Source organism: Aureimonas psammosilenae, from assembly GCF_009176975.1.
GTDB lineage: Bacteria > Pseudomonadota > Alphaproteobacteria > Rhizobiales > Rhizobiaceae > Plantimonas > Plantimonas psammosilenae.
Genome location: NZ_WEZG01000001.1, coordinates 708,646 through 720,956, shown reverse-complemented (window position 1 = coordinate 720,956; position 12,311 = coordinate 708,646). Strand labels below are relative to the sequence as shown.

The following is a 12,311-nucleotide window of genomic DNA, read 5'->3' as shown; positions in this document are numbered from 1 at the left end:
GCCGAGAAAATGATGCCGGGATCGATCGCGGGGAGGCTAGGCTCCGTTCGTCGCCAATCGTCGGGGTTCAGCCGTGAAACTCTTGCCGTCGATGCTTCTCGCCGCGCTCGGTCTGTTGTGGAGCCCCGCGAGTTTCGCGCAGGAGATGCCGAGCACCTGCCATGCCGTCGCCCAAAGCCTGCCGAAAGCGACGTTCGTTTCGTTGAAGGGCGAAGCGCCGACGCGGTTGGCGGCGCGGGACAGCGGCGAGGTGCGCATCACCTTCGTCCACCATTCGACCTACCGGATCGAGAGCCCGGCGGGCGTCACCATCGAAACGGACTATTCCGGCTACAACAGCGGCTCGGTGCCCCGCATCGTCACCATGAACAAGGCGCATTCCACCCATTTTACCAACAATCCCGATCCCGGCATCGAGCATGTGCTGCGCGGCTGGAACCCGGAAGGCGGCAAGGCCGAGCACCACGTCACGGTGGACGATGTCTACATCCGCAACGTGCCGAGCGACATTCGCGACTGGGGCGGCGGCATGGAGAAGGACGCCAACTCGATCTTCGTGTTCGAAACGGCGGGGCTTTGCATCGGTCATCTCGGGCATCTCCACGAGAAGCTGACGGACGCGCAGTTCGCCGATATCGGCCGGCTCGACGTGGTGATGGTGCCCGTGGACGGGTCCTGGACCATGAGCCAGGAAGGCATGGCGGACATGGTCATGCGTTTGCGCTCGCGCGTCGTCCTGCCGATGCACAATTTCCGGGGGCGGATGGACCGCTTCCTCGCGCAACTGCCCGATTTCGCGGTGGAGCGCCGGCAAGGGCCGACGCTCGTGGTGTCCATGAAGAGCCTGCCGAGAAAACCGACCGTCGTCCTGTTGGATGGCGTCTGACTTTAGTTCCAGAAGGAAGGCGTCGTTTCCTCCAGCCGTGGGCCGAGCCGCAGCGGCGCGACCTTTTCGGCAAGGCCGGTGCGGTCGGAAATCTCCACCGCCAGCCCGCAGATGGTCGCCGGCCCCTGCGCCGCCTCGAAGCGCCCGCGCGGCACCTTGGTGACGAAACGGTTGAGCGGCTCCTCCTTTTCCATGCCGAGCGAGGAATCGTAGTCGCCGCACATGCCGGCATCCGACTGGTAGGCCGTGCCGCCGGGCAGGATCTGGTGGTCGGCGGTCGGCACATGGGTATGGGTGCCGATCACGACACTCGCCCGCCCGTCGAGGAAATGCCCGAAGCATTGCTTCTCGCTCGTGGCTTCCGCGTGGAAGTCGAAGATCACGGCATCGGCCGCGACGCCGAGCGGACAGTTGCCGACGATGTCGGACGCGCAGCGGAAGGGATCGTCGAGGTCGGGGCTCATGAAGGCGCGGCCCATGACGTTGGCGACGAGAACGCGCGCGCCGTTGCGCGCTTCGAAGAGCCCGGAACCGAAGCCGGGCGTGCCGGGCGGGAAGTTGGCGGGGCGCAGGAAACGGTCGTGGCGGGTGGAGAACTCCAGCGCCTCACGCTGGTCCCAGACGTGGTTGCCGGTGGTCACCACGTCCGCGCCGGCTTCGCGCGCCGCCTCGAAGATCTCTTCCGTGATGCCGAATCCGCCGGCGGCGTTCTCCCCGTTCACCACGACGAAATCGAGCCGGAAATCCGAAACGAGGCCGGGCAGTCGGTCGAAGACGGCGGTGCGGCCGGATCGCCCGACGAGATCGCCCAGAAACAGGAAGCGCATCAGAGCTCGGCCTTCTTGGCTTTCAGCTTGTCGAGGGCGCGGATCACGGCGGGACGCGCCGCGATCTTGTCCACCCAGGCCGTCAGCATCGGAAATGTCTCGCGCCCGTCCACCGCATCGAGCCCCGAGCGCGCCCAGGACCAGTTCATGATGTCGGCGACGGAATAATCGCCGGCCAGCCATTCGTTGCGCTGAAGGCGGGATTCCAGAACGCCGAGCAGTCGCCGCGACTCGTCCTCGTAGCGCTTCAGCGCATAGGGGATCTGTTCCGGCGCGTTGCGGAAATGGTGGAGCTGGCCGATCATCGGCCCGGTGCCGCCGACCTGAAAGAAGGTCCAGGACAAGGCCTCGGCCCGGTCGCGGCCGCTTTTGGGCATCAGCTTGCCGGTCTTCTCGGCGAGATGAAGAAGGATCGCGCCAGATTCGAAGATGCGCTGCCCCTCGTCCGAGATCGCGGGAATGCGGCCGTTCGGATTGATCTCCAGAAAGGCGGCCTGTTTCTGGACGCCGGCCGTGATGTCGACCAGCGCCATCTCGTAGGGGATGCCGATCTCCTCCAGCATGATGACCGGCTTTTCGCCGTTGGGCGTGGTCCAGGTGTAGAGTTCGATCATCTTCGCCTTGCCTCCGACTCAAATCGGCCCGAAAGACCTAGCGCGACCGCGAAGGGGTGTCACGGTCGAGGGGACGATTGCGCATGAAGAGATATTTCCGAGCGTTGCCGGTCGTCGGTTTCGCCATGGCTTTGAACGCCTGCACGTCGATCATGGAAGTGATGGCGCCAGAACCGCCGCGCCCGACGGATGCGGTTCTTCTCGACCAGGACGCGGCTCTTCGCACAGTGAACGTCTTTCGCGCCGAGAACGGACTGTCGCCTTTGAAGACGGAACCGCGCCTTGTGGCGGCGGCCGAAGCGCAGTCGCGCGCCATGGCCGCCAAGAACGACATGGACCACTATGTCGACGGCCCCCTTCCCCAGCGCATCAAACGCTTCGGCTATCCCTTCGCGACGGCGTCCGAGAACATCGCGCGCGGCCAGCCGAATTTCGACGTGGCGATGAAGGGCTGGGAGGATTCGCCCGGCCATCGGCGCAACCTCCTCGACCCGAAGGTCACGGAAGCGGGCTTCGCCGCCGTTCGCCAGAAGGAAACGGGCCGCATCTTCTGGACGCAGATCTTCGGGCGACCGCGCGAAGGCCGGCCCGACGCGCTGGTCGGCGCCGACGGCTCGCCGGTCATGAGTTTCGGAGGACTTCGGATTCCGTCACGATGAAATCAAGCGCGACATCGTGAGGCTCGTCGGGCACGCGCTCCACTTCCTGAACCGCAAACGCGGTGCCGATCGTCAAAGGGGTCAGTCCCTTCGCGCGCAGCTTGGCGATAGCGCGGTCGTAATAGCCGCGACCATAGCCGATCCGGTGGCAGCGCCGGTCGAAGGCGGCGAGCGGCACGAGCATGAGCCAGGGTTTCAAGATGGCTTCCTGCGGTCCCGGCGCATAGGTACCAAATCCCTGTGGCTCCAAGGACGCCCCTTCGCGGAACTCGCGGAATTCGAGTTCGCCTTTGACGATCGCGGGCAGGCATAGACGGGCGCCACGCCGAGCCAAATGCTGCATGGATGGCCGGATATCGATCTCCGAGTGAATGGGCAGGTAGCCCGATGCAACTATGGGGCCATTGAAGCGCAGTCCTTCGAGGCGCGCCACAATGGCCATCCCCGCCTCGATCCGGGCGGCCTCGCCCATCGCGTCGCGCCTCCCCAGCGCCTCCGTCCTCAACCGCGACTTGACGTCAGGGGAACCGGGCATTCGCGTCCTGCCTTATTGTTCAGTGGATCGAGCGCGCTCGATGCCGCCGGGTTTCGATCCTGACCGGTTCGCACCCGCCTTGGCAAGTTGGTATGGAGCACCGGACATGACGACCGAGCACAAGAAGGTCACCGTCGACCTCGGAGAACAACAGGAGCTTCTGGAGGAACGGATGGCGTCCGGCCGCTATGCCTCGCCGAGCGAGGTCATTCAGGAAGCCATGCAGGCGCTGGACCGCGAGGACGCCCTGATCGAAGAGAAGATCCTGGAGGCCATGGAAACGGAAGGCGAACCGCTGGAAAACGTCTCGAGCGAACCCGGCGATCCCAAGACCGGGCCGTGAGACCTTGGCTTTGCGAGGGAGTGGCGAGCCACCTCGGCCGATGAGAATGTCGATCCCGGGAACCTACAAAGTAGGTGGGCGCCGTGTGTCCCGGCCCACGGGCCAGGTCAGGGACAGCTCCCTCAGGGATGCGTAAGGCCCCGGGGAATATGTTATCCCTGTCGCACCGCGCAGCCCGCCGAGGCAGAACATAAGGCCCCCGGCCGGTCGGCGCCAGAGCCCCATGCGGGAATATCGGCGCGCGAGCTTTTTAGCCGCGCCCGTCGAGCCGGGACGTGGCGCGCTCGATCGCTTCCGAGATCGCGTCGATATGGGCCACCAGCCGCTCGTCGCCCGCTTCCGCCCGGCGGATCGCGTCCTGCCGCGCCCGCTCCGTTTCGGCCAGCGTTTGTTCGAGCGCGGCGACGCGGCGGCGTTGTTCGGCCAGTTCGTCTGTCGCCATGATGGCGGCCATGACCACAAGGCGCTGGTCGCCGATCTCGCCGAAGCTCTTGCGAAGCTCGATGACGCGTGCGTCGACATCCGCCGCGAGGCCCGTGAGATGGGCTTCCTCTCCTTCCGCGCAGGCCATGCGGAAGGTCTTGCCGTCGATGGATACGATGACCTGCGGCATCAGGCGTCCTTTCGGCGTTCGAGGACGCTGCGGATCGTTTCCATCGCGGAAACGAGACGACGGGAAACTTCGCGATTCGTGTGTTCCAGCCGCTCGGCCTTGACTAGGGCCGCGTCGAGATCGCCGGCCAGCCGGCCGCGATCGGCGGTCATGCGCTGAATCTCCTCCTCCACGCCGCTGACGATGCCTTCGCGCTCCGACTGCACGTCGATGGCGGCTTCCAGGCGCTTCAACGAGGCTTCCAGCCTCGCATTGGCCTTTTGCAGGGATGTGTCGGACGACATGCGGCGGCGAGCCTCGCGTTGAGGTCGAAGAAACGGATGCAAGAGCCCGAGCCTTGCGGCATTTGCCGGCCGCTTTCAACTGCCAAACGCATCGGGCACGACCTCTCCCCGTTCTTGCGAACCGGTTTGAAACGAAAACCAGGCTGGGGGCGGCTTTACGCGCGGCCGAAAACGGCTAGAACCGGGCACGCGATGGCCGGCCTTCGCCGTGCCCGCTTCGAAATTCGATCGCCCCTTCGAGGAGATGCGAGAATGACTGTGCGCGTGGCAATCAACGGTTTCGGCCGCATCGGCCGCAACGTCCTCAGGGCCATCATCGAGTCCGGCCGGACCGACCTCGAAGTCGTGTCGATCAACGATCTCGGCCCCGTCGAAACCAATGCCCATCTCATCCGCTTCGATTCGGTGCATGGCCGCTTCCCGGGGCCGGTGAAGGTCGAAGGCGACACGATCGATGTCGGCCGCGGCCCGATGAAGGTCCATGCCGAGCGCGACCCGAAGAACCTGCCCTGGGGCGCCGAGAACATCGACATCGTGTTCGAATGCACCGGCATCTTCACCGATCCGGCCAAGGCGGGTCTGCATCTGGAAGCCGGCGCCAAGAAGGTGCTCGTGTCCGGCCCGCTGACGAACCCCAGCCAGGGCGAGAAGACCATCGTCTACGGCGTGAACCACGACACGCTGAACGCCAACGACAAGATCATCTCCAACGCATCCTGCACCACCAACTGCCTTGCCCCGGTCGCCAAGGTCCTCCACGAGGCCATCGGCATCGACAAGGGCTTCATGACGACGATCCACTCCTATACGGGCGACCAGCCGACGCTCGACACCATGCACAAGGACCTCTACCGCGCCCGTGCGGCGGCCTTGTCCATGATCCCGACCACCACCGGGGCGGCGAAGGCCGTGGCGCTGGTGCTGCCGGAACTGAAAGGCCGTCTCGACGGCGTTTCCATCCGCGTGCCGACGCCGAACGTTTCGGTCGTGGACTTCAAGTTCGTGTCCAAGCGCAACACCACCGTGGAGGAAGTGCAGAACGCCATTCGCGCCGCCGCCGACGGCCCGTTGAAGGGCATCCTCGGCTACACGGACGCTCCGAACGTCTCCTCGGACTTCAACCACGACCCGCATTCCTCGGTCTTCCACATGGACCAGGTGAAGGTTATGGACGGCAACTTCGTGCGCATCCTCTCCTGGTACGACAACGAGTGGGGCTTCTCGAACCGCATGTGCGACACGGCCGTCGCCTTCGCGAAGGCTTCCTGACGCCATGAGCTTCCGGCCCCTCCAGCCCCGCACCGTCCGCTGGCGTTCGGTCGAGGCCGAGGGGCTGGAACATCTCGACCTCCGCCCCGTGCCGGGCGGAGTCATGGCGAGCGCCGCCGTCATCGGAGAGCGCGGCGGCGTGCACTACGGGGTGCGCTACCTCGTGCTTCTCGATGAGAACTGGCGCACCGTGGAATTCGGGGTGAGTTCGGCGGACGGGCGCGGCATCCTCATGCGCTCGCCGGAACCCGGCCGCTGGCTCGACAATCAGAACCAGCCCCTCCCCGCCTTCGACGGCTGCGTCGATATCGATCTGGCCGCGACGCCCTTCACCAACACCCTGCCGATCCGTCGCCGCGGGCTCCTGGTCGAGCACGGTCCTCAGGAACTCGCGATGGTCTACGTGCCCTTCGACACGTTCAGCCCGCGCGTCGACCGCCAGCGTTACACCGCCATCGAGGACGGCAGGCTCTACCGCTACGAGGCGTCCGACCGTTCCTTCACGGCCGAGTTGCCGCTCGACGAGGACGGCCTCGTTCTGGATTATCCGACGCTCTTCCAGCGCATCTGAGCGCCCGCGCGGTTTTTCCGTTCGCCGCCTCCATTCCGCCCGACTGCCTTTCGACGAAACCATCCTGACGGTTGAGTGATTCCGTCGAAGGGGCCATGGCGGGATGGCTTCGAAGGGGCGACGCGGAACAACATGCTGGAATCCATGTATCTCGGCATCCTGATCGGCACGATCCTCGTGCTGGTGGCTGCCTTTTCCAGCTTGCTGGCGGCCCGCTTCGGCGCGCCCCTTCTGTTGTTGTTCCTGGGCGTCGGCCTTCTTGCCGGCGAGGACGGGCTCGGCCTCCATTTCGACAATGCGGGCCTCGCTTATTTCATCGGCTCGGTGGCGCTCGCCATCATCCTCTTCGATTCCGGCATCGGCACGCCCTTCGCGGCCTTCCGGCAGTCGGCCGGACCGGCTTTGACGCTGGCGACCCTCGGCGTTCCCATCACCGCCGCCATCTTCGGCCTCGCCGCGCATTACATTCTCGGCGTGTCGATGCTGAAGGGCGTGCTTCTCGGCGCCATCGTCGGCTCCACGGACGCGGCCGCCGTGTTTTTTCTCCTGCGCATCGGCGGCATCAACGTGCGCGACCGGGTGCGCTCGACGCTGGAAGTGGAATCGGGATCGAACGATCCGATGGCGATCTTCCTCACTATCACCCTCGTGGAAATCCTGCGCGAAGGCGGCGATGCCGGGGCCATCGACTACCATGTCCTCGTGCTTTTCCTTCGCCAGATGGGGCTCGGCCTCGTGGCGGGGCTCGCCGGCGGCTGGGTGATCGGCTGGCTGCTCAACCGCCTGAAGCTGGAGCGCGGTCTCGTGCCGATCTTCACGCTGACGCTCGCGCTTCTGCTTTTCGCGGCGACGGGCGTCGTGGACGGCAGCGGGTTCCTCGCGACCTATGTCGCGGGCCTTGTGGTCGGCAACAGCCGCATCCGCTCCGGCCCGACTCTGCGCCAGTTCACCGACGGCGTCACCTGGCTCGCGCAGATCATCATGTTCCTCGTGCTCGGGCTTCTGGCGACGCCCTCGCAATTCGGCGAGATCGCCCTCCCCGCCTTGGCGCTGGCCTTCGTGCTCATCTTCGTCGCGCGGCCGGTGGCGGTGTGGTTCTGCATGTTGCCTTTCGACTTCTCCTCGCGCGAAGCCGCCTTCATCTCATGGGTCGGCCTTCGCGGTTCGGTCTCGATCCTTCTCGCCATCGTGCCGCTCATCAGCGATCTCGACCAGAACCGCGTTCTGTTCAACACCGCCTTTATCGTGGTCATCGCCTCGCTTCTCCTGCAGGGCTGGACCATCGGCTTCGTGGCGCGCCGCCTATCCCTGATCGTGCCGAAGAAGATCGGCCCGGTGGAGAAGGTCGAACTGGAGCTTCCGGGCGCGGCCAATCACGAGCTTCTGTCCTACCGCGTGGTGGCGGGCAGCCCCGTGACGCTCGGGCAGCGCCTGCCGCGCTGGGCGCGCCCGTCGCTCATCATCCGCAACGGTCAGTCCATGCGCTTCCAATATGCAGGAAGGCTTCAGGCGAACGACTACGTTTATCTGTTCATCCATTCGCGCTATCCGCGCCTTCTCGACCGGCTTTTCGCCAGCCCGGTTGAACTGGAACCTGAGGACACCGAGTTCTTCGGCGATTTTCCAGTCGACCCCAAGCGCCCCATGCGCTTTCTCGCCGCCGCCTACGATATCGAGGTGGACGAGAAGGCGTGCGACCGCCCGATCGGCGAATACATGACCGAGCGTCTCGGCGGCCGGGCGGAATATGGCGACCGCCTGCCGATCGGCCCCATCGAACTCATCGTGCGCGACACGGCCGACGACGGCACGATCACCGAACTCGGCCTCGCCCTCGATCCCGAACCCGCCAGGGCACCGGAAATCCCGCTCTTCCTCAGCATCCGCGGCTGGTGGCGGCATCTGCGGCGCGAGAAACCGGCCACGGCCGCGCCCGAAAAGGCGTCCGCCGACCAAACGGGTGTGCCGGCCAACATGGAAAGCGATCTGGCACGGCCGGGATAAGGCTATTCCGCCTCGTCCTCGTAGCCGACGAGATGCAGCGGGCGGGCGCGGATCTGGCGAAGCTCGCACCAGCGCACCAGCGCTTCCTCGCGCCCGTGGGTGACCCAGACTTCCTGCGGGCGAAGCTCGTCGATGGTCTCGGTCAACTCGTCCCAGTCGCAATGGTCCGACAGGATCAAGGGCAGTTCCACGCCGCGCTGGCGCGCCCTTTGGCGCACGCGCATCCAGCCGGACGCGAAGCACGACACGGGGTCGGGAAAGCGCCGCGCCCATTTGTCGGCGAAGGCCGAGGGCGGGCCGACGACGATGGCGCCCGCGAAATCAGCCTTTGCCCCGCCTTCGCGCGTCGCCGGGCGAAGCTCGCCGAGGTCGATTCCTTGAGTCTCGTAATAGTCGCAGAGCTTCTTCAGCGCACCATGGATGAAGATCGGCTTGTCGTAACCCTCGTCGCGCAGGAGCCGGATCACCCGCTGCGCCTTGCCGAGCGCATAAGCGCCGACGAGATGGGCGCGCGCCGGAAACTGCTCGGTGGAATGGATGAGGCGACGCACTTCCTCCGACGAATCCGGGTGGCGGAAAACCGGCAGCGCGAAGGTCGCCTCCGTGATGAAAACGTCGCAGGGCACCGGCTCGAAGGGCAGGCAGGTGGGATCGAGCCGGCGCTTGTAGTCGCCCGACGCGACGATGCGCGTGCCGCCCATCTCCACCGCGATCTGCGCCGAGCCGAGAACGTGGCCGGCCGGATGGAAGGACACCGACACCTCGCCGATGCGGATCACTTCGCCGAGCTCGGCCACCTGCCGCCGTTGGCAGAACTCCTCGCCATAACGGATCGCCATGATGTCGAGCGTCTGGCTCGTCGCCAGAACGCTCTCGTTGCCGGGCCTCGCGTGGTCGGCATGGCCATGGGTGACGAGCGCCCGCTCCACCGGCCGCACCGGGTCGATATAGAAGTCGCCGGGCGGGCAGTAGAGCCCCTTGGGCGTCGGGCGAAGAAGGTCCTCGAAACGCGGCATGAGTTTTGGGGTCTAGCCGATCTTGTCCCATTCCGCCCTGCGCGCCGCCATCATCGCCTCGTTCCGCTTCAGGAAGAAGGCGTCGTAGTCGCCATTGGCCTGCGCGAACCGCAGCGGCTTCACCGCTTCCACGAGGATCTCCTTGGCGTCCGGCTCCTTTTCCAAAATCTGGAAGGTTTCGGCGACATAGGCCTCCAACGGCATCGCGTTCGGGTCCTGCGCCTGCCGCTCACCCATCAGGCCCGTCCGCACATAGGGGGGCACGATCTCGATCACGTCCACCGGACGGTCCCGCAACTGGTAGCGCAGGCTCTCGGTCCATGAATGGATCGCCGCCTTCGTCGCGCAATAGGTCGGCGTCATCGCGAGCGGCAGATAGGCAAGGCCCGAGGTGACGGTGAGGATCGCCGCGCGAGGACGCGACAGAAGATGGGGGAGGAGCGCGTCGCTCAGGCGGATGGGGCCGAGGAGGTTGGTCGCGATCGTCGCCTCGGCGGCCTCCAGCGTGGAGCCTGCACCGAACTTCTCGTTTTGCATGATGCCCGCCATGTGGACGACCGTATCGAGTTCGGGGAAGCGCTGGAGGAGGTCCTTGGCGAAGGTGGAAATCGACGCGCCGTCCGCGATGTCGAGGCGGATCGCCTCGATGCCGGGCGTAGCCTTCGCCACCTCGTCCAGCGTTTCCTTATTGCGGCCGGAGACGATCACCTTGTTGCCGCGACGATGGAACTCCTCGGCGAAGGCACGGCCGATGCCGGAATTGCCGCCCGTGACGAGAATGGTGTTGCCGGAGATCCGCATGGCTCTTCGTCCCGCTTCGCATGGAAACCGCCGCATCCGGCGGCGTGTTCGATGGGCGGAACATATGAGCCATCCGGCATCGGGAAAGATCGGCGCGCCGGCGCTTGTCAGGCAACGCTGCGGCGCGCATAGGCGATCCCCATGCAGACAGGCAACATTCCCCTCGATCCCCAGGCCGCGCGCCGCGCCGACTATGCCAAGGGCTATGCCGAGGACGGCGACTTCGCGGCCGCCGCCGATCTGATGCGCCAAGCCCTCGAACTCGCGCCGGAATGGGCCGCCGGCTGGGCGGCGCTCGGCAATTATCTCGACAAGGCAGGCGAGCGGGAGGCCGCGGGAGAAGCCCTCAGCCGCGCAGCATCACTGGACGAGAACGACTCCCTCGGCGCCCGCGCCAAGCTCGCCGCGATGGGCCTCGGCGATCTGCCGGGCACCCTCCCCGCCCCCTTCGTGCGCGGTCTCTTCGACCAATATGCCGACCGCTTCGAGCGCCAGTTGCGCGACAAGCTGCATTACCGCGCGCCCGAACTCCTGCTCGACGCCCTTCCTGCCAGCCGGTTCGCGGCCGCGCTCGATCTCGGCTGCGGCACGGGTCTCATGGGCGAGTTGCTGCGCCCTCGCGCCGAACGCCTCGTCGGCCTCGACCTTTCGCCGAAGATGCTGGCGAAGGCGCGGGCAAAGAACGTCTATGACGAGTTGCACGAGGCCGACATTCTCGGCTTCGACGCGCCAACCGGCAGCTTCGATCTCGTTTCGGCGGCCGATGTCCTGAACTATGTCGGCGACCTCGCCCCGGTTTTCGTCAAGGCGCACATTTGGCTTGCCACAAACGGCCTCCTCGCCTTCACGGTGGAAGCCCATACGGGGCCCGAGCCTTACGCCTTACGCGAAACCATGCGCTACGCCCATTCGGGCGATGCGGTGGCGATGCTTCTGGAAGAAGCCGGTTTCGACCTTCTCCATCGCGGCAAGGTCGACTTGCGCGAGGATCGCGGCGAGCCGGTGGAGGGCTGGATTTTCGTGGCGACGCGATAAGGCGCTTCCCCGAACATCTGCCTCACCCTCATCCTGAGCTTGTCGAAGGGCGAGGGTGACGTGGGGGCGTCGATGCCAAGCGCCCCTCGATCCTTCGACAAGCTCAGGATGAGGGACTACTGAGACGTCCACGCTACCGACGCATCCGGCCTTTGCAAGCTGTTGCCCACGCCATGAAGACGAACATGCAAGCCGATTCAGACCGCCTCGAAGCCGAGACCACCGCCAAGGCGCATCGCTTCGGCCATTGGGCGGCGACCCCGACGCGCCACAGCCCGTGGGAAGACGCGCTCGGCATCCTGGCGGGGGTCGCGCTGACCGCCGTCGGCATCGCCATCCTCAACTCGCTCGGCTTCCTGACCAGCGGCATGGCGGGCTTCGCCTTCGTGATCCACTACCTGACGGGCTGGAATTTCGGCCTCGTCTTCTTTGTCCTGAACCTGCCCTTCTACCTTCTCGCGATCGGGCGCATGGGCCGCGCCTTCACGGTCAAGACCGCCTGCGCCGTGCTCTGCCTTTCCGTCTTCACCGCCGTTTCCCCGAGCCTTCTGTCCTTCGCCTATGTCCAGCCGCTGACGGGCGCGGTGCTGGGCGGGCTGATGATCGGCTTCGGGCTTCTCGCCCTTTTCCGCCACCGCTCCTCGGTCGGCGGCGTCGGCATTGTCGCCGTTTATTGCCAGGACCGTTTCGGCTGGCGCGCGGGGCTGACGCAACTCGGCGTCGACATCCTGGTGTTCCTGTCGGCCTTTGCCGCCGTGTCGCCGCGCGCGGTGCTGTATTCGCTCCTCGGCGCGCTGGTGCTCAACCTCTTCCTTGCGATCAACCACCGCACCGACCGCTATCTCGCGACCTGA

15 protein-coding genes and 1 other RNA gene are annotated in these 12,311 nt (G+C 65.8%); 8 read left to right on the top strand and 8 right to left on the bottom strand.

All coding sequences use genetic code 11. From position 1 onward, the window contains the following. Window positions 1-73: 73 nt before the first annotated feature. Window positions 74-886 carry an MBL fold metallo-hydrolase gene (locus F9929_RS03480; RefSeq protein WP_235918975.1) on the top strand — a complete coding sequence of 271 codons (813 nt, stop codon included), beginning with the start codon at window positions 74-76 and terminating at the stop codon, window positions 884-886. Between the two features lie 2 nt (window positions 887-888). Here F9929_RS03480 and F9929_RS03475 read toward each other — a convergent pair whose 3' ends face one another. Both F9929_RS03475 and F9929_RS03470 read right to left on the bottom strand, forming a co-directional pair. Further along, window positions 889-1,713: a TIGR00282 family metallophosphoesterase gene (locus tag F9929_RS03475; protein WP_152045114.1), complete on the bottom strand. Its 825-nt coding sequence runs from the start codon at window positions 1,711-1,713 to the stop codon at window positions 889-891. Continuing rightward, complete coding sequence (locus F9929_RS03470; RefSeq protein WP_152045113.1) at window positions 1,713-2,327, bottom strand: glutathione S-transferase family protein; 615 nt, start codon at window positions 2,325-2,327, stop codon at window positions 1,713-1,715. Before F9929_RS03470 ends, F9929_RS03475 begins: the two co-directional genes overlap by 1 nt. An 83-nt stretch (window positions 2,328-2,410) precedes the next feature. On the opposite strand from F9929_RS03470, the gene F9929_RS03465 reads away from it, so the two are divergent. Next, the gene (locus F9929_RS03465; RefSeq protein ID WP_152045112.1) at window positions 2,411-2,986 is read left to right on the top strand and encodes a CAP domain-containing protein; all 576 of its coding nucleotides are present in this window, start codon (window positions 2,411-2,413) and stop codon (window positions 2,984-2,986) included. Here F9929_RS03465 and F9929_RS03460 read toward each other — a convergent pair. Continuing rightward, window positions 2,949-3,458 carry a 5-formyltetrahydrofolate cyclo-ligase gene (locus tag F9929_RS03460; protein WP_407922196.1) on the bottom strand — a complete coding sequence of 170 codons (510 nt, stop codon included), beginning with the start codon at window positions 3,456-3,458 and terminating at the stop codon, window positions 2,949-2,951. The genes F9929_RS03465 and F9929_RS03460 overlap by 38 nt on opposite strands. Before the next feature lie 169 nt (window positions 3,459-3,627). Here F9929_RS03460 and F9929_RS03455 point away from each other — a divergent pair, with 169 nt between their 5' ends. Continuing rightward, window positions 3,628-3,864 (top strand): ribbon-helix-helix domain-containing protein, encoded by a 237-nt coding sequence (locus F9929_RS03455; protein ID WP_152045110.1) that lies wholly within the window; start codon window positions 3,628-3,630, stop codon window positions 3,862-3,864. Between the two features lie 21 nt (window positions 3,865-3,885). Here F9929_RS03455 and ssrS read toward each other — a convergent pair. The 3 genes from ssrS to F9929_RS03440 all read right to left on the bottom strand — a co-directional run bounded on the left by ssrS (window position 3,886) and on the right by F9929_RS03440 (window position 4,761). Further along, window positions 3,886-4,044: non-coding RNA, 6S RNA (ssrS, locus tag F9929_RS03450), on the bottom strand. A gap of 70 nt (window positions 4,045-4,114) precedes the next feature. Next, a complete protein-coding gene (locus F9929_RS03445; RefSeq protein ID WP_152045109.1) occupies window positions 4,115-4,477 on the bottom strand; it encodes a cell division protein ZapA in 363 nt (120 codons plus the stop codon). Then, complete coding sequence (locus F9929_RS03440; protein WP_152045108.1) at window positions 4,477-4,761, bottom strand: DUF4164 domain-containing protein; 285 nt, start codon at window positions 4,759-4,761, stop codon at window positions 4,477-4,479. The genes F9929_RS03445 and F9929_RS03440 overlap by 1 nt, the downstream gene beginning before the upstream one ends. A gap of 252 nt (window positions 4,762-5,013) precedes the next feature. On the opposite strand from F9929_RS03440, the gene gap reads away from it, so the two are divergent. The 3 genes from gap to F9929_RS03425 all read left to right on the top strand — a co-directional run bounded on the left by gap (window position 5,014) and on the right by F9929_RS03425 (window position 8,605). Next, the gene (gap, locus tag F9929_RS03435) at window positions 5,014-6,030 is read left to right on the top strand and encodes a type I glyceraldehyde-3-phosphate dehydrogenase (protein WP_152045107.1); all 1,017 of its coding nucleotides are present in this window, start codon (window positions 5,014-5,016) and stop codon (window positions 6,028-6,030) included. A gap of 4 nt (window positions 6,031-6,034) precedes the next feature. Continuing rightward, the gene (locus F9929_RS03430; protein ID WP_152045106.1) at window positions 6,035-6,601 is read left to right on the top strand and encodes a putative glycolipid-binding domain-containing protein; all 567 of its coding nucleotides are present in this window, start codon (window positions 6,035-6,037) and stop codon (window positions 6,599-6,601) included. A gap of 132 nt (window positions 6,602-6,733) precedes the next feature. After that, on the top strand, window positions 6,734-8,605 hold the full coding sequence (locus F9929_RS03425) for a potassium/proton antiporter (protein WP_152045105.1): 1,872 nt from the start codon (window positions 6,734-6,736) through the stop codon (window positions 8,603-8,605). A 2-nt stretch (window positions 8,606-8,607) separates the two neighbouring features. Here F9929_RS03425 and F9929_RS03420 read toward each other — a convergent pair whose 3' ends face one another. Together F9929_RS03420 and F9929_RS03415 are read right to left on the bottom strand one after the other, a co-directional pair. Beyond that, on the bottom strand, window positions 8,608-9,621 hold the full coding sequence (locus tag F9929_RS03420; RefSeq protein WP_152045104.1) for a ligase-associated DNA damage response exonuclease: 1,014 nt from the start codon (window positions 9,619-9,621) through the stop codon (window positions 8,608-8,610). Window positions 9,622-9,633: 12 nt separating this feature from the next. Further along, window positions 9,634-10,422, bottom strand: coding sequence for an SDR family oxidoreductase (locus tag F9929_RS03415; protein ID WP_152045103.1), 789 nt, complete (start codon window positions 10,420-10,422; stop codon window positions 9,634-9,636). A gap of 141 nt (window positions 10,423-10,563) precedes the next feature. Between F9929_RS03415 and F9929_RS03410 the strand changes: the two genes are divergently transcribed. Together F9929_RS03410 and F9929_RS03405 are read left to right on the top strand one after the other, a co-directional pair. Next, the gene (locus tag F9929_RS03410) at window positions 10,564-11,457 is read left to right on the top strand and encodes a class I SAM-dependent DNA methyltransferase (protein ID WP_152045102.1); all 894 of its coding nucleotides are present in this window, start codon (window positions 10,564-10,566) and stop codon (window positions 11,455-11,457) included. Between the two features lie 185 nt (window positions 11,458-11,642). After that, the gene (locus F9929_RS03405) at window positions 11,643-12,311 is read left to right on the top strand and encodes a YitT family protein (protein ID WP_152045101.1); all 669 of its coding nucleotides are present in this window, start codon (window positions 11,643-11,645) and stop codon (window positions 12,309-12,311) included.